This is a genomic window from Streptomyces sp. NPDC101151, assembly GCF_044768335.1.
In the GTDB taxonomy this organism is placed as follows: Bacteria; Actinomycetota; Actinomycetes; order Streptomycetales; family Streptomycetaceae; genus Streptomyces.
Genome location: NZ_JBIWPP010000057.1, coordinates 18,834 through 37,685, shown reverse-complemented (window position 1 = coordinate 37,685; position 18,852 = coordinate 18,834). Strand labels below are relative to the sequence as shown.

Sequence of the window (18,852 nt, the reverse complement as noted above, 5' to 3'; positions counted from 1 at the left end):
CCGCGGCCCCCCTTTGCCCCGGGGGGGTTTTTGTTGTGTGGGTTTGGGGGGGGGGTTGGGGGGGGGGGGGGGGGGGGGGGGGGGGGCGGGGGGGGGGGGGGGGCGGGCGGGGGGCCCGCCCCCCCCCCCCCCACCACCCTGTGGGTTGGTGATCATCGTCCGCCGGTATATCTGATGGCGGATCGGGTTGTTCGCTGTCACCTCGACGGGTCGGTGGGCAGGAAGGGCAGCCCGTTATCCGTCAGTTGCAAAAGAGAACGATGAGGCCGTCACAGTCGGCACCGTCCCCGTCGCCGCCAAGATTGCTCTTGACACCGAAGCTTCCGTGAGCGTGAGCCGGGATCGACCGGGCATCCGTGGCCTTTGTGGAGAAGTGCGGGGCGGGCGTCGCGGCCACGGCGGTCGTCGACCCTGCCGCGCAAGCAATGCCCAGAGCGGCGGTCAGCATGACTATTCGTGAGATTCGGGAACCAACCTTCGTCGAGTGCTTGGGGTGTTTGCGGGAGTTCACGTGTGCAGTGTTCATGCGATCACCATGCACGCCCTTACGGTCAAGTTCGCGCCGAGCGGGACCGATTGGGTGAGGCAGGCGGATTGGGGCCTGCCTCCTGAGGCACCGTTTCCCTTGGTGCTGATGAACCGTTGAATGGCACATGGCGGACTTGGTTGAGCGGTTGGTGCCGGACGAGCTATGGATGCTGTTCCGACGGGTGGTCCCGCTCATGGAGGTCGAGCGCCCTCAGGGTGGTGGCCGGCGCCGAGCTGGTGATCACGAGACGCTGACCGCGGCCTGCAGCCCCTCATGCGCGGTATCCCGCCCATTCGTAGGCGGAGTGGCCCCGGCGTCGGCGCCCGGCTCAGATGCACGGCGACAAAGGCTATGACTACGACCACCTGCGCCGATGGCTGCACACACGCGGAATCCGTCATCGCATCGCTCGTAAGGGCATCCAGTCCTGTGAGCGGCTGGGCCGGCATCGCTGGGCTGTCGAAAGGACCGTGTCCTGGCTCGCCGAATGCCGCCGCCTGCACCGACGCTACGAGCGCAAGGCAGAACACTTCCTTGCGTTCGCTGCCATCTCAGCAAGCTTGATCAACTACCGCAGACTCGCCGGACAACCAGCGGAGCCAGTGTCACTGGTTCGGCATCACCGAATGTTCCACTCATTGACCGGAACACAGTCGTGCACTGTGCAGGCCCAATCCTGGAAGTCGGCGACGAAGAAGGCCCTCGTCAGGAGGATGTCGCCGGCTCGCTGGGCCCGTACCAGCAGTCCGCGTTCCTCCGATCTTGCATCGCCATCGACGGAGACCGTGTCCACCATGCCACGGTCCTCCGCATATCCACGGGCGCTCCGCCGCCACGGTCGCGTCGTTCTCGTGGACTGTCCGGTTTGATCACTTGGTGTCCAAGGCGGCCCAGGATGCGAGGGAGGACGGGCGGATCCGCCTGGGGAAATGAGCGGCAGGGTCCCCCTGGTACGCGGTACGGTGCGCTGATGTCAGCGATCAAGAAGTTCCAAGTCACCTTTGACTGCGCAGAACCTGAGCGCCTCGCTCGCTTCTGGTGTGAAGTGTTGGGGTACGTCACACCGCCGCCACCGGAAGGGTTCACCACCTGGGACGATTTCAACCGCACCCTGCCTCCTGAGCAGCAAGGATCATGGTTCGCCTGCAGTGATCCCTCAGGCGTGGGACCGCGCCTGTACTTCCAGCGCGTCCCCGAAGGCAAGATCGTCAAGAACCGGGTGCACCTCGACGTTCGGGTCGGCACCGGGCTCGTGGGGGACGAGCGCCTCGCCACGCTCGAAGCCGAGTGCGCACGATTGGTGGCGCTCGGTGCAACCCACGTGCGAACACTGTATGCCGATGAGGAAAACGAGTCGTGCATCCCGATGCTGGACATCGAGGGCAACGAGTTCTGTATCGACTGAGCACTCTCCGAGCCGGGGAGGTGGGGAGTCGCCTTCCTTGGGCCTCTCTCGGTCTCGCATGGGGGGAGGGAGTTACCTACCCCATGAGGGTGAGGTTGTGCATCCGGGCGATGCCAAGCATGGCGGTGTGAACGCCGGCGCCTTTCAGACGGCAGTCACGAAGGATCTTCCATGCCTTCATCCATGCCTTCATCCGTGCGAAGACATGCTTGACGCGGGCCCGGACCGTTCGGGTGGATGTCGTTGATGAAATTGAGTGGTGTGCCGCGTCGCAAGACCATTGGCCCGGTGGTGCTTGCTATCGGTTTCCCGGCCCCGTCATTCGCCGCTCCAGCGGGGCCGCGAGGACTCGCCAACAGGTTTGTCCGGAGTCGAACTCAAGCTCATCCGAAAGCAGTTGCCACGAGCTGCCGTAAGTCCGCCGCCGTGCCGGATCTCGGCGCCGAGTTCGGTGGCGTGAGTTGAGCCGAGAGGCTCCGTCAGGGCGCGCCCGGGAGAATCCGTAACCAACCGTCATGCCGACGCGCCTCAGGCCCTGTTCGCCTCGAATGACGGGGGAGGGGAGGAGCCGTGGGCACGAATTCACACGGGTGACACTGGTGCTGCCCATCTCCAGGGAGCCATCCGCCAACGGCGACGAGATCGCGACACTCCGCGATCTCCACCGCGCATCGAACACCGCCGAACCCGCCTAAGATCGGGCCTTGTCAAACCGATGACACGGGACGCTGAAGTGGCGTCTCGTGGGCGACGCCGATCGAGTGCCACTAGGCAATACGGGGGGTGGATCCTGACACCTCGCAAGAGCACTGGTGGCACCGCCGCCAAGGTGCAGACCAGCGACGTCATCGCGTATCGACTGCGCGCGCACCATCTCGCGATGCGGCAACCGGCCGATGATCTGCACGAGGTGGCGGGGGCGTGCGGCATCCAGAACAGTCCACCGGGTTCGGCGCTGCTCGCCCTGCATGCCCGTGTCGAGAACGTGACGCGGGACCGTATCGACTATCTTGTCGGTGAGGAGAAGAGTCTGCTGCAGACCTGGTGTATGCGCGGGTCGCCGTTCTTCTTCCCGACCGTCGACGCATCGGTCTTCACCACCGGTGTCCAGCCGACCACTGAGGTGGCGCGACTCCATCTGATCGTCGGCGTCGAGCAGGCGTTGAGCAGACTTGGGATGGGCTTGGACGAGGCGGTCGACCTCATCGCCGAGGAGATCGGGGCCGTGCTGTCTGCGCGGGCGTTGGGGATCAACGAACTCGGTCAAGAATTGGCAGAACGCATTGCAAACAGGCTGTCTTCTGCCCAACGTAAGACCTGGCGGGCGGAGGGTCCTTACGGTGCGAATGTTCCGCTTGGTGAGGGGGTCGTGCACTTCTGCATCCGGATGCTGACGCTTCGCGGCATCGTCTGCTTCGCGCCACGCAGTGAGAACAAGGCACCGTTCGTCCTGCTGACGGAATGGCTGGGTCGACCGCTGCCGCAGGTCGATGCCGACAAAGCCCGCGCCACACTGCTGCGTCGCTACCTGCACTGCTACGGCCCGTCCACCCGCAAGGATTTCGCCTCCTGGCTCGGTGTCTTCGCCGGCGACGTAGAGCCGTGGTGGACCACCTTGGAGGACGAAGTCGTCCCGGTCGAATTCAACGGCAGACGGGCGTGGATCCTCACCGACGATCTGAACACCCTGCGGTCGCCGACCGAAACGCGCGGGGTGCGGCTACTGCCACCAAGCGACGCCTACACCCAACTACGTGACCGGGACACCATCGTCGAGAAGAAACATCACCGGCACGTATGGAAGACGGTCGGCGCGCCCGGCGCGGTACTGGCCGATGGCGGAATCGCTGGAATCTGGCGGCCACGCAAGAGCGGTCGCAAACTCGCACTGTCGGTGCAGACATTTCAGCAACTGAGCACCAAGCTCCGCAAACAACTGTGTGACGAGGCCGCGCATGTTGCGGAGCTGCGCGGCGCGTCAACGGTGCAAGTCGAGTTCGACCATTCCGCACCATGACCCCAACAGCCCTTCACGGCGAGGGAAGAACCCAAGAATCGAACTGGGATCAGTCTTCAAACGGATCTTGCCCGAAGAAGGAGCGATGGGAGTGTGACCGCCGCTTCGTAAGTGGTGGTGCTGCTGCCGATCCGTCCTCTCAGGGATCGTGAACGTCCTCCCGGGGTGTCCCACCGGGATACGGGAGGGTTGGCCGGGCAGGCGCGCCGGGCGCGCACCGACCGGGGACGGGTGCTGCACCGGGAGCGCCGCGAGCGAGGGCGTGAGCGATGCTGAACAAGCGGCGTGTGGGCTGCTCCCGACGCCGCGTCATCAAGCGGCGGCCGGCGCATCGACACGGCCGCAGGAGGGTTCCGAAGGCCGGGTACGGTCCGGGCCCTGGTCTGCGTACGCGTCAGTGGGGGTGATGTCGATACGCGTGGCCTGCACAACGCTCGGCCCGCAGGGAGGCGTGCCACCCGGCGCGGCTGCCAGAGGCAGACCCTGCTGTGCAAGACCGCTCGGTCGAATATCCCCGTTGTGGGGATGGGGCGGCGGGTGATTGGTATTGATGATCTACGTGTCTGTGACCTGCGTAAGCGATGAGCAGGGAACGCCGCGACACCTGACTGGGTGACACATTTGGCGATCCGTCAGGTTGCGGAACTGACGGACTGTCGGTTGTCTCGTGAGCGGAACACAGGAGAGGCGCCGCGCAGACAGGCCGGACACTGTTCCGTTGGAGGATTCGCATGCGTTACACACACATGGGTGCAGGTATCGGTCTGGCTCTCGGTGCTCTCGGACTGCAGATCCCGGCTGCTTCCGCCACTGACGACTCAGGTGTCCGTATCGACCCGTGGAATGCCTATCCGGGTTCCACGGTCACGGTGAGTACGAGGGCCTGCGACCCTGACGCGGACTACGGCAAGGGCTGGTCTGAGGTGGGAGGAGAGTTCCACCTCTTCGAAGGCGACCAGGAGGGGGTACTCACCGGCCAGTTCCAGATCCCGGAGGGAACCAGGCCGGGCAGCGACACCGTCACCCTGAAGTGTCCGCCACTGACCCAGGTCACGGAGACGTACCAGGTCACCGGCCGCCCTCCGAGCGGCTCGGTCAGCGCCGGTTTCGGACCGGCCGAGGACACAGGTACGGGGCTCGCCCTGGGCGGTGGGCTGCTCGTCATGGCGGCCGCCGGGGGCGTGGTCTGGATGTACCGCCGCCCGAACGTCGACCGAACCTGACTGTCCGACTCTGCTGGTTCGGCCCTGTCCACCTCGGCCTGATCCCGGCCTCCGCCACGGAAGGGATCCGCCCACCGCGAGGCCCGCCCACCGCGAGGCCTTCACCACCCGCTACACCACATCCGTCGTGAAGCAAAGGCTGATCCGCGATGGCACCCAGGCATCACACCAGCGCTTCCCGAGATCCGTTCATCCCTGCACTACTCCTTCTGGCCTGCGCAATGACGGCAGGTGTGGTGCTGCTGATCAGCGGTTTGCACGACGAGGAGCCACCGCGCCCATCGGCGGCCCAGGCCTTCTCAACCTCTGCAGACACCCGCTCGACGGTCCGTCCGCTGCCGCCCGCGGAACCGGTCCGGCTCCGGATCGCCGCCATCGGCGTGAACGCCCCGATGGCACGAGTGGGCCTCGATGCGGCAGGAGCGCTACGGACTCCACCACGTGGCAAACCCGGCGTGGCCGGCTGGTACGGCGTCGGCACGGCTCCCGGCTCGGCAGGAACCGCCATCGCCACCGGGCATGTGGACACACCCACCGGCGGCCCCGGTGTCTTCTACGACCTCGGCGCCCTGACCGACGGCGCCACCATCGAGATCGGCCGGGCGGACCGGCGGACAGCGGTTTTCACCGTCCGCGCCGTCGAGCTCTACGACAAGAAGAAGTTCCCCAGCAAGAAGGTGTACGGCAGTTCGGGCCGGCCCGAACTGCGGTTGATCACCTGCGGGGGCAGCTACACCAAGCGCAGTGGCTACCTGAGCAACGTCGTGGTCTACGCGACGCTGACCGCGGTGACCCGACCGGCCTAGCGGGCGCTGACCGCTGGACGCGGACACTTTGGACAGAACCTGACGCTGCGGCAGCTCGCCCCACTGGTAAGGGCCGTGGCGCGGGTGGAGCCCCGGACCGCCGTCAGGCATGAGTGTGCAAGAGGACGTCTGCGGCGGTGCGCGCATCTTTCAGATGTCGACTGCCGCATAGCGTTCGGTGTAGTTGTCACCGTCGCTGCCGTAGTAGGTGCAGGTGCGTGCGGTCAGGTCGACGTCGTACCAGACCACGCCGGCATTCCAGCAGCCCTGGACGAATTCGGGGAACTCGGTCTCGCCCGCCTGATCCGCGCGGAGGGCCGTGACGAGCGCCGCGCGGTCGAACGGTACGACGCCGGTCATGCCGGTGACGAGCGGCTCACCCTGGACGACGACGGACCCCGCCTCGGTGAGGTACAGCATCGCGTTGGAGGGCACGGTCATGCGGCAGCGGGAAACTCCTGCCTGGCGGAGTGACTCCGCGAGGTAGGGGAAACCACCGACCTTCGGACGGATGGCGGCCGCACGATCGAGGGCGGCCTGCAGGTTGGTGATCGCGGCGTTCATGGTGTCCTCCGGGAGGGGGGAAGCGATGGTGCCAAGGGTTGATTCCCTCGATGTATACTGACAACAGATTTACTTACTGACATTATGTTGTCAATTGGAGGGTGCGGAATGGCCGACGACATGGGTCTGCTGGTGGCGGACGTATATGAGGTGGCCGGGCTGCTCCGCAGGTCAGGGGAGGCGATCGCGGCGACCGAGGGCCAGACACAGGCCCGGTGGCAGCTGCTCAGCGTCGTCTCCGACAGCCCGCGGACCGTGGCTCAGGCGGCCCGCCGCCTGGGCATCGCCCGCCAGGGCGTCCAGCGCGTCGCCAACGAGCTCGTGGCGGAGGAGCTGGCCGCCTTCCAGCCCAACCCAGATCACCGCAGCTCGCCGCTCCTGACGCTCACACCTCTGGGCCACCGCACTCTGGACAGGATCACAGCCCGGGCAACCGAGGCCCACCGCACGCTGAGCACCGACATCCCCCCTAGCGAGATCGCCGCCGCCCGCGCCCTGCTGCGCCGAGTGATCGACGCACTGCACCACTCTGCTTCGGACACTCGTTGAGCCCACGGCCCGAATCCGGGAGTCCTCCCACCTCACCTGGAGCACCAAGTGCGACGGCACCGACGGTGTCCGCCCTGGCCCGCATGAGCCGGGAACCAGCACCATGACGGTCGGCCGGATCGCTGCCGAGATCGGCTTCGCGACTGCTGCGTCGATCTGCCGGGCGGGTGAGGGAGGCTATGACCTCGCAGGGCGGTTCCGGGGTGAGCCGTGCGGCGTCGGACGGGCGGGGATCACCGTGTCGGCCGAATCAAGGACGTCGGGGCCCTGCTGCGGGGTGAGTGAGATTCCGGCGTTGGTCTCGACCGGACGGCCGTCCGTCGAGTGGTCGACGACCCCGTGCCGGTCGTCGGCGGCGCCCAGGATGCGTGCGGGGATGCCCGGCTCGAAGGGGTGGATCCCGTGCGGCGCGAGGGCAGTGACCTCGTGCCGCTGCACACGCGTCATGGCGCATTTCCATCGGTCAATAACTTTTCCGCCATTGGCGGGGTGGTGCTCGGCGGCGGAAGGTGGATGGCATGAAGGTCATGGTCAACGACGGCATGCGTGCCTCCAGCCAGGACGGACTCGGCGGTGCCGACGCCCACCCCCAGCACGCCGCCGGCCCGGCTCGCGTCTTCGTGCCCAAGCCGGAGTGCCTCGACCACATCCCGGCCATCCCGCTCCCGACGCTCGGGCTGACCGCCCAGCAGGCCCTGGTCGACACCGCCGGGGTCGGTGAGGGCAGCCGGGTGCCGGGTGCTGATCACAGGTCGGCGCCGCCGAGTCCGCCAAGGCCGGGCCGATGCCCCGCACACCACGGACAGGGCTCGCGAGGTGGCCGACCGGGTGGTCGCGTCGGGGAAGAATCTGATGGCCATGTACGCCACCCACGGCCATGGCGACCAGTGGTTCGGGTTCGCCAACGGCGTTCACCTGTACCTCGCCGAAGGAGACGCCGAACGCCGCCGCGGCTGGGTCGCCGTCATCGACAAGATCGCCGCGCTCGACCCGAAGGCCGTCATCGCCGGCCACAAGGCGCCCGGCAGCGACGACGGCCCCCGCCAACTGGACGAGACCCGCCAGTACCTCAAGGACGCCGAAGAGATCAGCCAGGTCGCGCGCCACGCCAAGGAGTTCGCCGACTTGATGACGCTGCGGCATCTGTTCCGGATCAACCCCGCGATGCTGGCTCTGTCGGCCGAACGGCTCTTCCCCGGCAACGCCGTCGCCTGATGCCGCACACGGCACGCCGACCGGCCGCAGCCAGGCAGTCACCCACTCGCAAGCCGCTCCGGTGGGGGGCGGGGCTCGTCCCCGACACATGGCGGCACACTCCGCACGAAACCAGGAACTGCCCCGTGCCTCCTACGACTTGCGCCACAGACACCAAACCGCACATCGACGCAGGCAGCCGCGTCACCGACCGTTATGGGATCCGCTGCACTCGCAGCGAAACCGAAGTACGCCTGATCCCCCTGCAGCGCCACCGTGGCATCCGCGCCGACGACGACCGGCGAGTCACCGCCCTGGCGAGCACTCCGACGTCGAGGAGCGACCTTGCGGATATCCGGACAGACAGAGCCCAGTCCGGCGCGCTCACAGAGGTGCGGCCGGCAGCCCCGAAGCGGAAGGTCGATTGAGCATGGACACACACTTCGACGTCGTCGTCCTGGGCGCCGGCCCGGGCGGGTACACGGCCGCCGTCCGATCGGCCCAGCTGGGACTGCGCGTGGCGGTCGTCGAGGAGCGCTACTGGGGCGGCGTGTGCCTGAATGTGGGCTGCATCCCCTCCAAGGCACTCTTGCGGAATGCCGAGCTGGCGCACATCTTCACCCAGGAGGCCAAGACCTTCGGCATCGAGATCGAGGGCCAGGTGCGCTTCAACTATGCCGAGGCGTACCGACGCAGCCGGCGGGTCGCCGATGGGCGGGTCAAGGGCGTCCACTATCTGATGAAGAAGAACAAGATCACGCAGTTCGACGGGCGCGGTCACTTCACCGATGACCACACCCTGCGGGTGACGCGTACCGACGGCGGCATCGAGGCGGTGACCTTCGACCACTGCATCATCGCCACGGGAGCCAGTACGAAGCTGTTGCCCGGCACCCGGCTGAGCGAGCGCGTGGTGACCTACGAAGAGCAGATCCTCGCCGAGGAGCTGCCGGGCAGCATCGTGATCGCGGGCGCCGGGGCGATCGGTGTCGAGTTCGCCTACGTGCTCCACAACTACGGTGTCAAAGTCACCATCGTGGAGTTCCTGGACCGGCCCGCGCCGCTGGAGGACGAGGAGATTTCGGCCGAACTGGCCCGCCGCTACCGGCGGCTCGGCATCGACGTGCTCACCTCCACCCGGGTGGAGACCATCTCCGAGGAAGACGGCAAGGCCAGGGTGACCGTGTCCCGGGACGGGCAGCGGCAGGTCCTGGAGGCCGACAAAGTACTGCAGGCCATCGGCTTCCAGCCCAATGTGACCGGTTACGGCCTGGAGAACACGGGGGTGCAACTCACCGAGCGCGGTGCCATCGGCGTGGACGGCCGGCTGCGCACCAACGTCCCCCACATCTTCGCGATCGGCGATGTCACGGCCAAGCTGATGCTGGCCCACGCCGCCGAGTCGATGGGCATCGTGGCCGCAGAGACCATCGCAGGGGCGGAGACGATGGAACTCGACTACGTGATGATCCCGCGTGCCACGTTCTGCCAGCCCCAGATCGCCAGTTTCGGCTGGACGGAGGCGCAGGCGCGTGAGCGTGGATTCGACGTGCGGGTGGTGAAGTTCCCCTTCACCGCCAACGGAAAGGCTCTGGGCCTCGCCGAACCGGCAGGCTTTGTGAAACTCATCAGCGATGGGACCCACGGCGAACTGCTGGGCGCGCACCTCATCGGCGCGGAAGTGACCGAGCTGTTGCCCGAGCTGACGCTCGCGCAGCAGTGGGACCTGACCGTCCATGAAGTGGCGCGGAACGTCCACGCCCACCCCACACTCAGCGAGGCGGTCAAGGAGGCCGTCCACGGTCTCGCCGGCCACATGATCAACATGTGACCGCCGCGCCTGGCCGGAGTTCTGGCCAGATGGTGGGAAAAAGGGTTGGGCGGGATGACGCTCGGGCCGTTGGCTTGCAGATGACCGTGATCGCCCGAGGAGGTGAGACCCATGAACGCTGTATCTGTGTGGGTGCTCCCCTCTTCGCCACGGTCGGGCGATTGACGCAGGTGTCGCCGAGAGCGCCTCCACCACAAGGCACTCTCGAAAGGCGACAACCTATGCATTCTGTGCATTTCACTGCGAAGGCATCGTCGAACGGTGTCCTCGAACGCGACTTCACCGTGGGCGAGGCCCCCGGCGGGCTCTGGTCGCCCGCATCCGGCGCCGATCGCGCGCCCCTGGTGCTGATGGGTCATGGTGGCGGCACGCACAAGAAGTGGCCGGGAATGGTGGCCGTGGACACCGCCTGCTGATCGACGGCGGTTTCCACGTCGCCGTCATCGACGCGCCCGGTCACGGCGATCGGCAGCGGACGGCGCACGACGAGCAAGAGATCGCCGCGCTGTACCAGGCGAGGGCGGCGGGCGAGCCGGAAGGCCCGATTGTCGTCCGCTACAACGCTCACCCGGCGGAGCGCGCGGTGCCGGAGTGGCAGGCGACCCTGGACGCCCTCCAGGAAATACCGTGGATCGGCGTCGAAGGGCCGGTCGGCTATTTCGGCCTGAACATGGGCACCGCGATCGGTGGGCCATTGACGGCGATCGAACCCAGGATCACCGCCGCGGTCTTCGGCCTCCATTGGCCCGATGCCCTGGCCGAATCGGCGAAGCGGATGACCATCCCGATCGAGTTCATGCTCCAGAGGGACGACGAGCACATCCCACGCGCATCCGGTCCGACGCTGTTCGACGCCTTCGCCTCGAAGGAAAAGACGTTGCACGCCAACGCAGGCAGGCGCAAGGAGCTGCCCAGGTTCGAGGCCGACCGCGCGGTCCGGTTCCTTGCCCGGCACCTCGGCAAGGCTGTCTCAGCACCGGCCTGATTGGGGTTTGTGCATCCAGCTGATGGACAGGTGCTCTTTGCTGCGGCTGCGGCTGCGGCTGCGGCTGCCGGTGCGCCTGCTGCTGCCACTGGCTCAGGTGAGGAGGCCGACGACCAGAGTGGCGAACTCGTCCGGAGTGGCGAGGCGGATGCCGAGTTGTTCGGCTTTGGCGCGCTTGGAACCTGCTCCCTCACCCGCGACGACGAGGGTGGTCTTCTTGGAGACGCTGGACGACGAGCGTCCGCCGGCCCGTTCGATGAGTTCGTTCATCTCATTACGAGTGAGCTTCTCCAGGTTCCCGGTCATCGCACCGGTGACGACCACCGTCATCCCTGCCAGTGGGCCGTCCTTCAGCGAAGTCGAGGCCATGGCGGCGGGGCCGGAATCGGAGTCGGCGGCCTGGGGCGGGATGACGCCGGGCTCGGTCATGTTGACGCCGACGGCGACGAGCTTGTCGATGAGCGGGGCGAGCTCGGCTAGTTCCGCGACGATCGAGGGGGCCTTCTCCGCACCGATGCCGTCTACCGACTGCATCGCTTCAGGGTCGGCGGCGCGAATGTTGTCCATGCTGGCGAAGTGGCGTGCGATGCGCCGGGACATGGACCGGCCCGTGCCACGGACGCCGAGCGCGCACAGTACTCGTGCCAGCGGCTGCTCCTTGGCCTTGGTGATCGCGCCGAGCAGGTTGTCGGTGCTGGTTTCGCCCATCCGGTCAAGGCGGAGCAGCTGCTCGCGCTTCAGGGAGAAGAGGTCGGCGAGGTCGGAGACCAGGCTCGCGTCGACGAGTTGGACGATGCGGGTGGTGCCCAGGCCTTCGATGTCGAGTTGGTCGCGTCCCGCTGCGTAGGCGAGAGAGGCGACCAGATGACAATTGCGGCCCTGTGCGCACCGCCAGCGCTCCTCGCTCGTGTCGATGACGGAGCCGCAGCGTGGGCACTCCTGAGGGAACGCGATGGGCTTTTCGTCGCCCGTGCGCAGGTGGGAGACCGGGGCCTCGATGCGCGGGATCACGTCGCCGGCGCGGTGGACCATGACGTGGTCGCCCAGGAGCAGGCCTCGGCGGGTGATGTCAGCCGGGTTGTGCAGAGTGGCATAGGTGATGGTGGAGCCGTCGATCACGACCGGTTCGAGAACGGCGCGCGGGGCGATGATCCCGGTGCGGCCGACGTTCCACTCCACCTCCAGCAGCCGGGTGATCTTCTCCACGGCCGGCAGCTTGTAGGCGATCGCCCACCGCGGTGCCCGCGAGCCGGATCCGGCGGCCTGCTGGTCGACTGCGAGGTCGGCCTTGATGACAATGCCGTCGATGCCGAACGGCAGCGCGGCACGCGCAGCGGCGATCTCCTGGATGTGGACCAGGACCTGCTCGGGGGACGCGGCGACGACATCCGGGACCTCCGTGTCGGCGCTGGTGTGCACGCCGAACTCGGCGGCCAGATACATCAGGTCGCTATTGGCGGACACGTTCAGCCGCTCGGCAAGGGCCGGGTCGGTGCCGGGCAGGGGCAGCATGCCGTAGCCGAAGAACGTCATCGGGACCGTGTAGGCGCGTTCCCTGGCCCGCAACGTGCCTGCGGCTGCGTTGCGCGGGTTGGCGAACGGCTGCCCGCCGTGAGCTGTGCGCACCTCGTTCGCGTGCTCGAACTGGGCGGTTGTCATCAGGACTTCGCCGCGTACCTCCACGGTGACAGGCTCGGCCAGCGTCTCGGGCAGCCCTTCTATGGTTCCGATCGCGTGCGACACGTCCTCTCCGGCCACTCCGTTCCCACGGGTGATCAGCTGGATGAGGCGACCGCTGCGGTAGCGGGCGGCGATCGCCAGCCCGTCCAGCTTCGGCCCCACGCTGAACCGTGTGACCTCATGGCCGATACGGCGAGCCAAAGACGCGGTCCAGGCGGCGAACTCCTCCGCTGAGAACACGTTGTCGAGGCTGAGCATGGACACCGTGTGCGGCACATCGCCCTCGACCGCGCCACCGGCGACCTTGCCGCTGGGGGAGTCGGGCAGCACCTGATCCGGGTGCTCTGCTTCCCACGCGGCGATCCCGCGGACCAGCCGGTCGTAAGCGTCGTCGTCCAGCGGCGAGGTGCCGCCTGCGTAGTAGTCGGCCGCCGCACTCACGGCGTCCTCGACCGCTTGCGCGTAGGCGGCGGCATCCACGATCACAGCTGCAGGAGTTGTCATGTGTGACATCTTGCCGCCCACCACTGACAACGGGCCTCGGCGCCGAGGGCACCGTCGGCCCGGAGCTGGCTGGACGCGGTTGCTCCGCGCGCAGTCGGCTCCGGAGCCGTCGGTCGCGCGACGGCCTTTGATACTGCAACGGTGTTCGTTCTGAACGCTGGGGAGGTTCACGTCCGCACTCGACGGCATCGCTGCCGCCTCATGACACTGTGGGCGCCGTTGCGCCGTGGATGTGCTCGGAAGATGAAGGTGGCTGCGCTGTCATTCTCGTGATGTTGCCGAGGCGTGCTCGGTGATGGCCTCGAAGAGGAGAAGGCCCTGATTCACCAGCTCCTCCCTCGAGATGTTCAGAACTCCGTTGAACCAGCTCAGCAGCATCTCGCTGACCGCGCCCACGACGGCCACGGACAGCGGGGCGGTGTCGATCCTGAGATCGTGAAGCTCTTCTCTCAGGAGGGAGTCCACGAGGCCACTCATGCGCTGCAGACCCAGACGTCGTTCGCGTGCTGTGAGGGGACCGGCACCCAGGGATTCCGCGAGTTTGACGCGCCCCTTTCTCGGGTCTTGCAGAGGAAGCCCGACGATGACGTCGATCATGTTGCGGGCCCGGTCGCGCAGCGGCTGGTCCGTGTCGATCGCCTCGGTGCATCGGGTGATCTGCTCCTCGTAGATGTCTCTGATGAGCGCAGCCATGAGATCGTCGAGGGATGAGAAGCTCTCCGTGAAGTACCTGTCCTTCAGTCCGGCGTGGCGGAGTACTGCACTGATCGACGTGCGGGCGTATCCCTGGCTGGAGAAAAGTTCGAGACCGCTTTCCATCAGGCGCCGACGGCGGAGCGATGTGCGCTGTTCCGCCGTTGCTCCGCCATATGTCCTCATGATGTGCCACCTCCCCTTGGGGCGTCCTGCTCAGGGCGCGATGTCGCGTACCAGGGCCCGGTCCGTCGACCGCGATGCTCGCTGGCATCGTGTGGGGTTTTGAGCCATCGGTCCGGCCTTGCCTCGTCGGGCGGCGATCAAGGTTTTTCTGTCGATATTCTACCCATCTGGTGACGAATTACCCCAGATGGGTGTAATGTCGCATCTATTCAGTCGTGAACCATGAAAGCGCTCCTCACGAGGCTGGTATCAGCTGTAAGGGGCGTCGCAGATGTGGCCCACCCGCAGGTACAACGCGCCGGGCCACGGTCCAGGAAAGTCATGACCGGCAGCGGCCTGCGTGCCGCGCTGAGCACCCTCGTGCCCGCTGGTCATCCCCGTATCGAAACACCACGGAGTGCCGTGGTCCCAAGGCCATGCCGTGGAGAGAGTTCACCATGGATCCCAATCATCTGTTCATCGGCGGACACTGGGTGCACACGTCTGGCGATCGCGTCATCAACGTCGTATCCGCGAGTACCGGCGATCGCCTCGGTGCTGTACCGGACGGCTCCCAGGGCGACATCGACCGGGCGGTCAGGGCCGCACGTGCCGCATTCGACGCACCGACCGGCTGGGCCTCCTGGGGCACTGAACGTCGCGCGGCCGCCATGATCCGCCTCGCGGCTGCGCTCGATGCCAGGAAGGGGGCGACGTCCGACGCCGTCAGCGCGCAGAACGGCATGCCGATCACTGTCGCCCGGTTCTTCGAAGGTGTGGTGCCGTCAGCCCTGCTGCGCTACTACGCGGGCCTGGCCGACAGCATGCCGTCCGAGGAGCTACGGCCCGGACTGCCCCGTGGCACCACCCTGGTCCGCCGGGAACCCGCAGGTGTCGTGGCCGCCATCATGACCTGGAACTTCCCTCAGACCATCGCCTTCTTCAAGATAGCCCCGGCTCTGGCGGCCGGTTGCGTGCTCGTCCTCAAGCCGGCGCCGGAGACGGTCCTCGACTCGGTGCTGCTGGCAGAGGCGGTCGAGGAAGCGGGCATCCCCGACGGCGTGATCAACATCGTTCCGGGAGGCCGCGACACCGGCGCGTATCTGGTCTCCCATCCTGGCATCGACAAGGTGTCGTTCACCGGATCCACCCGAGCGGGGCGCCAAGTGGCCGCCACATGTGCCGAGTTGCTGCGGCCCGTGACCTTGGAACTGGGAGGCAAGTCCGCCGCCGTCGTCCTCGACGACGCCGACCTCGCCACGAACCCGGAGGAGTTCTTCATGGCCAGTCTGCTGAACAACGGTCAGACCTGTTACGCGACTACCAGGATCCTGGCCCCCCGCAGCAGGTATCGGGAAGTGGTCGAGTTCTGTACAACGATGGCCCGTGACGCCGTCGTCGGTGACGCGCTCGACCCCGACACCCAGATCGGCCCGCTCGTCAGCCAGAGCCAGCGCGAACGTGTGCTGGGTTACATCAAGACCGGCCTCAACGAGGGAGCTCGGCTCACTGCCGGAGGAGGCCGGCCGGCCGGTCTCGATCGAGGCTGGTTCGTCGAACCCACCGTATTCGCCGAGGTCGAGAACTCATCGACCATAGCGCAGGAAGAGATCTTCGGCCCGGTCCTCACGATCACGTCCTACGACGGCGAGGACGAGGCAGTGCGCCTGGCGAACGAGTCGGTTTACGGTCTCGCCGGCACCGTCTGGACCACGGACCTGGATCACGGTGCCCAGGTGGCCCGCCGTTTCCAGACCGGCACCGTCGGGCTCAACGGATATCTGCCCGACTTCGCCTCCCCCTACGGAGGCCGGAAGGCCAGCGGACTCGGCAGTGAACTGGGACCCGAGGGACTTCACGCATACCAGCAGGTCCAGTCGATCTACCACCCCTGATAGGGCGGGCGGCATCCGTCGCCCCGGCTCGGGGGACTCCGGGCGACGGCCGTTTCGCCAGGCGAGGGAGCCAGCATGACAGCCACCGGAACCGAAGGATTCGACTACATCATCGTGGGGGCCGGCAGCGCCGGTTGTGTGCTCGCGGACCGCCTGAGCCGCGACGACCGCGTCCGCGTGCTGCTCCTCGAAGCGGGCGGCCCCGACACCGACGAACTCATCCACATCCCAGCCGCGCTCGGAATGCTCTTCGGCTCGCATGCCGACTGGAGCTACCGGACGGTCGAACAGCCCTGGCCGGGCCGCACCTTCTCCTGGCCCCGGGGCAGGACACTTGGCGGCTCGTCATCCACCAACGTCATGATCTATGCCCGGGGCAACCGGTACGACTACGACGGCTGGCGTGACGAGTGCGGTGCGAAAGGCTGGGGATTCGACGACGTCCTGCCGTATTTCGTGAAGTCCGAGTCGAACCGCCGCCTCGGCGAGCCCTACCACGGTTCGGACGGACCCCTGCACGTCGAGGACCGCGTCTACACCCACGAACTCTCACGGTCCTGGCTGGACGCCGCCGTGGAATGGGGACTGGACCACAACGACGACTTCGCGGGTGCGTCCCCAGCCGGCGCCGGCCTGTACCAGGTGACATGCCATCACGGGCGACGGTGGTCCGCGGCCGACGCCTATCTGCACCCTGCCCTTGGCCGACCCAATCTCACGGTACGCACCGGCGCCATGGCAACGAAGATCACACTGAACGGATCACGCGCGGTCGCCGTCACCTACCTCCGGGACGGACAGGAGCGGTCGGCCCACGCCGACAGGGAGATCCTGCTCTGCGGCGGATCCATCAACTCGCCCCAGCTGTTGCTCCTGTCGGGCATAGGCGATCCCGACGAGCTGCACGATGTGGGGATAGACGTCCGCGTCCCCCTGCCGGGGGTCGGCCGGAACCTGCAAGACCATGTGATGGCTCCCGTCGTGTGGGAGACCCGGAACTCCACCGACATCGTCCGGGACCTGCTCACCCCGGACAACCTCGAACGGTGGCGCGCCCACGGCGACGGGCCCTTCGCCTCCAACTACGGCGAGGTCGGTGCTTTCCTGAACGTCACGGACGGCACCAGCCGTCCTGACGTCCAGCTGGTGGGAGGGGCCACGGCGCTCATTCTCGGTGGTGAGAAAGTACCTGACCGGCCGGTGTTCACGATGAGCTGCTACCCCCTGAACCCACAGACTCGCGGCACCGTCCGTCTCGCGTCGGCCGACCCGCAGGCCCCACCGCTGATCGATCCCCGGTACTTCGACGTACCCGCGGATGTGTCGGTCATGGTCGCCGGACTCAGAGCGGTCATGGGCATCGCCCACTGCGCACCGTTCGCCGCACACCTGGCGCGGTCGTACCTGCCCGCCAGTGACGACCTGGACCGTCTGGACGGCATGGACGACGCGGCTCTCGAAGAGCACGTCCGCAGGTGGAGCGCCACGGCCTATCACCCAGTGGGCACCTGCGCCATGGGAACCGGAGACGACTCCGTCGTCAATGCGGACCTGGAGGTCTACGGAGTCGACCGCCTTCGTGTCGTGGACGCCTCGGTCATGCCGACCGTCATCAGTGGAAATACCAACGCACCCACGATCATGATCGCCGAAAAGGCGGCCGAGCGGATCGGGGAGTAGCGTCGCCGTGATGGTGGCGAACCACAGCGGGTGGCTGGAGGCCAAGGATCTGATCTAGGGCCTTCAGCGGACGGTGGAGCAGGCCAAGGCATCCGGACGGCCGCCCATCACCTCGATCGGCGCCTGCCTGGGAGAGAACGCTGAACCTTTGCGTGGCGGTTGACGCCGCCACAAGCCGAGGCAGTTCGTCGTCGTTCCGGCAGACCGTCCGCCTGAACGTGCCGGTGCCTCACGAACTTGACGGCTCACTTCGCGCATCCGCCATTCTCGTGAGAGAGCGTTCGGCGGGTCATCGACCGCTGTCGACGTGAAGCTTCACAGCCGTCGGACGCGCAGCACGCCGGTCAGCATCGGGAGAGTGAACTCGCCGCGGGCGGTCTCCGGACTGCTCGCGAGGAATGCGCGGATCCGGCCGAGCGTGGCCTCTCGTTCCTGTCCCGGCATGATCAGCACTCCCGCGCGCGTCGCGATGGTCGCGACGAGCGAGTCGGCGGTGCGGCGCTGCTCGTGCGGGAACTCGGCCTGCTCAGGCGAGCCGAACCAGGCGGCCGCACCAGTCTTCGGAAGGTGTGCGTGGGCCATCTCGGAACGCCAGCTGGTAGGAGTGTCACGCGGGCCGATGGCCGCGCTCCCGCTGACCCGCGCGAGCCCCGAAACCCACTCGACCCGGTCGTCCATGAGGTTCCACAGGCCGGCCAGGATGCCATGGGGTGCGAGGACCCTGGCGATCTCGGGTCCCGCCACGGCCATGTCGAACCAGTGCATGGCGTTGCCGGCCAGCACGGCATCGACGGACGCGTCCGGAAGCGGTATCGCCTCTGCACTGCCCGACAGGGCACGGACAGCCGGGAGCGAGCGACGCAGTTGGGTCAGCATCGCCGGGTCGGGCTCCACTGCAATGACTTCGGCACCCAGCGCGACCAGCGTCGCGGTCAGCTTGCCGGTTCCGGCGCCGAGATCGAGCACACGCGGGCCGGGCGAGGGCTCGAGCGCCCAGTGCGCCGCAGCCTGCGCGTAGTCCGGACGGTGCTCGGCGTAGGCGACCGCCGCTGCGCCGAACGACGAGGCGTGCAGCAGCTGTTCATCCTGGTCCATGCGGTGACCGTATCCGTGCTGCTGACGGTCGGCCACC

At 67.1% G+C, this 18,852-nt stretch carries 16 protein-coding genes and 3 pseudogenes; 11 read left to right on the top strand and 8 right to left on the bottom strand.

The features are described 5' to 3' along the window. Nucleotides 1–784: 784 nt before the first annotated feature. Nucleotides 785–1,110, top strand: a pseudogene (locus tag ACIRU3_RS44205) (transposase); the annotation flags it as partial. A 38-nt stretch (nucleotides 1,111–1,148) separates the two neighbouring features. On the opposite strand, the gene ACIRU3_RS44200 reads toward ACIRU3_RS44205, so the two are convergent. Further along, nucleotides 1,149–1,325, bottom strand: coding sequence for a hypothetical protein (locus ACIRU3_RS44200; protein WP_404069553.1), 177 nt, complete (start codon nucleotides 1,323–1,325; stop codon nucleotides 1,149–1,151). A gap of 174 nt (nucleotides 1,326–1,499) precedes the next feature. Between ACIRU3_RS44200 and ACIRU3_RS44195 the strand changes: the two genes are divergently transcribed. Beyond that, on the top strand, nucleotides 1,500–1,934 hold the full coding sequence (locus tag ACIRU3_RS44195; protein WP_404069551.1) for a VOC family protein: 435 nt from the start codon (nucleotides 1,500–1,502) through the stop codon (nucleotides 1,932–1,934). A gap of 76 nt (nucleotides 1,935–2,010) precedes the next feature. Here the strand turns inward: ACIRU3_RS44195 and ACIRU3_RS44190 are convergent. Further along, nucleotides 2,011–2,172: pseudogene (locus ACIRU3_RS44190) on the bottom strand (IS5/IS1182 family transposase); the annotation flags it as partial. Between the two features lie 591 nt (nucleotides 2,173–2,763). On the opposite strand from ACIRU3_RS44190, the gene ACIRU3_RS44185 reads away from it, so the two are divergent. The 3 genes from ACIRU3_RS44185 (at nucleotide 2,764) to ACIRU3_RS44175 (ending at nucleotide 5,980) form a co-directional block, all read left to right on the top strand. Then, on the top strand, nucleotides 2,764–3,951 hold the full coding sequence (locus ACIRU3_RS44185; protein ID WP_404069549.1) for a winged helix DNA-binding domain-containing protein: 1,188 nt from the start codon (nucleotides 2,764–2,766) through the stop codon (nucleotides 3,949–3,951). A gap of 731 nt (nucleotides 3,952–4,682) precedes the next feature. Beyond that, the gene (locus ACIRU3_RS44180; RefSeq protein WP_404069547.1) at nucleotides 4,683–5,174 is read left to right on the top strand and encodes a sortase; all 492 of its coding nucleotides are present in this window, start codon (nucleotides 4,683–4,685) and stop codon (nucleotides 5,172–5,174) included. A gap of 221 nt (nucleotides 5,175–5,395) precedes the next feature. Then, entirely contained in the window at nucleotides 5,396–5,980 is a 585-nt protein-coding gene (locus ACIRU3_RS44175) for a class F sortase (protein ID WP_404069545.1), read from the top strand. Between the two features lie 150 nt (nucleotides 5,981–6,130). On the opposite strand, the gene ACIRU3_RS44170 is transcribed toward ACIRU3_RS44175, so the two are convergent. Then, entirely contained in the window at nucleotides 6,131–6,544 is a 414-nt protein-coding gene (locus ACIRU3_RS44170; protein ID WP_404069543.1) for a DUF1398 family protein, read from the bottom strand. 108 nt (nucleotides 6,545–6,652) lie between these two features. Here ACIRU3_RS44170 and ACIRU3_RS44165 point away from each other — a divergent pair, with 108 nt between their 5' ends. Then, nucleotides 6,653–7,093: a MarR family winged helix-turn-helix transcriptional regulator gene (locus tag ACIRU3_RS44165; RefSeq protein ID WP_404069541.1), complete on the top strand. Its 441-nt coding sequence runs from the start codon at nucleotides 6,653–6,655 to the stop codon at nucleotides 7,091–7,093. 177 nt (nucleotides 7,094–7,270) lie between these two features. Here the strand turns inward: ACIRU3_RS44165 and ACIRU3_RS44160 are convergent, their stop codons facing one another. Together ACIRU3_RS44160 and ACIRU3_RS44155 are read right to left on the bottom strand one after the other, a co-directional pair. After that, nucleotides 7,271–7,540 carry a hypothetical protein gene (locus tag ACIRU3_RS44160; protein ID WP_404069539.1) on the bottom strand — a complete coding sequence of 90 codons (270 nt, stop codon included), beginning with the start codon at nucleotides 7,538–7,540 and terminating at the stop codon, nucleotides 7,271–7,273. After that, nucleotides 7,537–7,842: a hypothetical protein gene (locus tag ACIRU3_RS44155; protein WP_404069537.1), complete on the bottom strand. Its 306-nt coding sequence runs from the start codon at nucleotides 7,840–7,842 to the stop codon at nucleotides 7,537–7,539. Before ACIRU3_RS44155 ends, ACIRU3_RS44160 begins: the two co-directional genes overlap by 4 nt. A gap of 103 nt (nucleotides 7,843–7,945) precedes the next feature. On the opposite strand from ACIRU3_RS44155, the gene ACIRU3_RS44150 reads away from it, so the two are divergent. The 3 genes and pseudogenes from ACIRU3_RS44150 (at nucleotide 7,946) to ACIRU3_RS44140 (ending at nucleotide 11,103) form a co-directional block, all read left to right on the top strand. After that, nucleotides 7,946–8,308, top strand: coding sequence for a hypothetical protein (locus ACIRU3_RS44150; RefSeq protein ID WP_404069535.1), 363 nt, complete (start codon nucleotides 7,946–7,948; stop codon nucleotides 8,306–8,308). A 409-nt stretch (nucleotides 8,309–8,717) separates the two neighbouring features. Beyond that, nucleotides 8,718–10,118, top strand: coding sequence for a dihydrolipoyl dehydrogenase (lpdA, locus tag ACIRU3_RS44145; RefSeq protein WP_404069533.1), 1,401 nt, complete (start codon nucleotides 8,718–8,720; stop codon nucleotides 10,116–10,118). 221 nt (nucleotides 10,119–10,339) lie between these two features. Continuing rightward, nucleotides 10,340–11,103: pseudogene (locus ACIRU3_RS44140) on the top strand (alpha/beta hydrolase). Between the two features lie 93 nt (nucleotides 11,104–11,196). Here the strand turns inward: ACIRU3_RS44140 and ligA are convergent. Both ligA and ACIRU3_RS44130 read right to left on the bottom strand, forming a co-directional pair. Continuing rightward, nucleotides 11,197–13,287: an NAD-dependent DNA ligase LigA gene (ligA, locus tag ACIRU3_RS44135; protein WP_404069531.1), complete on the bottom strand. Its 2,091-nt coding sequence runs from the start codon at nucleotides 13,285–13,287 to the stop codon at nucleotides 11,197–11,199. 261 nt (nucleotides 13,288–13,548) lie between these two features. Further along, nucleotides 13,549–14,166: a TetR/AcrR family transcriptional regulator gene (locus tag ACIRU3_RS44130; RefSeq protein WP_404069529.1), complete on the bottom strand. Its 618-nt coding sequence runs from the start codon at nucleotides 14,164–14,166 to the stop codon at nucleotides 13,549–13,551. 437 nt (nucleotides 14,167–14,603) lie between these two features. Here ACIRU3_RS44130 and ACIRU3_RS44125 point away from each other — a divergent pair, with 437 nt between their 5' ends. Together ACIRU3_RS44125 and ACIRU3_RS44120 are read left to right on the top strand one after the other, a co-directional pair. After that, nucleotides 14,604–16,040, top strand: coding sequence for an aldehyde dehydrogenase (locus ACIRU3_RS44125; protein ID WP_404069527.1), 1,437 nt, complete (start codon nucleotides 14,604–14,606; stop codon nucleotides 16,038–16,040). 75 nt (nucleotides 16,041–16,115) lie between these two features. Next, nucleotides 16,116–17,720: a GMC family oxidoreductase gene (locus tag ACIRU3_RS44120; protein WP_404069525.1), complete on the top strand. Its 1,605-nt coding sequence runs from the start codon at nucleotides 16,116–16,118 to the stop codon at nucleotides 17,718–17,720. A gap of 315 nt (nucleotides 17,721–18,035) precedes the next feature. On the opposite strand, the gene ACIRU3_RS44115 is transcribed toward ACIRU3_RS44120, so the two are convergent. Continuing rightward, on the bottom strand, nucleotides 18,036–18,815 hold the full coding sequence (locus tag ACIRU3_RS44115) for a class I SAM-dependent methyltransferase (protein ID WP_404069523.1): 780 nt from the start codon (nucleotides 18,813–18,815) through the stop codon (nucleotides 18,036–18,038). Nucleotides 18,816–18,852 lie beyond the last annotated feature (37 nt).

Excerpts from the sequence above, each read along its gene's own strand:
- ACIRU3_RS44200 (WP_404069553.1), bottom strand. The coding sequence starts at position 1,325 with ATGGTGGACACGGTCTCCGTCGATGGCGATGCAAGATCGGAGGAACGC.
- ACIRU3_RS44195 (WP_404069551.1), top strand. The coding sequence starts at position 1,500 with ATGTCAGCGATCAAGAAGTTCCAAGTCACCTTTGACTGCGCAGAACCT.
- ACIRU3_RS44180 (WP_404069547.1), top strand. The coding sequence starts at position 4,683 with ATGCGTTACACACACATGGGTGCAGGTATCGGTCTGGCTCTCGGTGCT.
- ACIRU3_RS44175 (WP_404069545.1), top strand. The coding sequence starts at position 5,396 with ATGACGGCAGGTGTGGTGCTGCTGATCAGCGGTTTGCACGACGAGGAG.
- ACIRU3_RS44170 (WP_404069543.1), bottom strand. The coding sequence starts at position 6,544 with ATGAACGCCGCGATCACCAACCTGCAGGCCGCCCTCGATCGTGCGGCC.
- ACIRU3_RS44165 (WP_404069541.1), top strand. The coding sequence starts at position 6,653 with ATGGCCGACGACATGGGTCTGCTGGTGGCGGACGTATATGAGGTGGCC.
- ACIRU3_RS44160 (WP_404069539.1), bottom strand. The coding sequence starts at position 7,540 with ATGACGCGTGTGCAGCGGCACGAGGTCACTGCCCTCGCGCCGCACGGG.
- ACIRU3_RS44150 (WP_404069535.1), top strand. The coding sequence starts at position 7,946 with ATGGCCATGTACGCCACCCACGGCCATGGCGACCAGTGGTTCGGGTTC.
- lpdA (WP_404069533.1), top strand. The coding sequence starts at position 8,718 with ATGGACACACACTTCGACGTCGTCGTCCTGGGCGCCGGCCCGGGCGGG.
- ligA (WP_404069531.1), bottom strand. The coding sequence starts at position 13,287 with ATGACAACTCCTGCAGCTGTGATCGTGGATGCCGCCGCCTACGCGCAA.
- ACIRU3_RS44130 (WP_404069529.1), bottom strand. The coding sequence starts at position 14,166 with ATGAGGACATATGGCGGAGCAACGGCGGAACAGCGCACATCGCTCCGC.
- ACIRU3_RS44125 (WP_404069527.1), top strand. The coding sequence starts at position 14,604 with ATGGATCCCAATCATCTGTTCATCGGCGGACACTGGGTGCACACGTCT.
- ACIRU3_RS44120 (WP_404069525.1), top strand. The coding sequence starts at position 16,116 with ATGACAGCCACCGGAACCGAAGGATTCGACTACATCATCGTGGGGGCC.
- ACIRU3_RS44115 (WP_404069523.1), bottom strand. The coding sequence starts at position 18,815 with ATGGACCAGGATGAACAGCTGCTGCACGCCTCGTCGTTCGGCGCAGCG.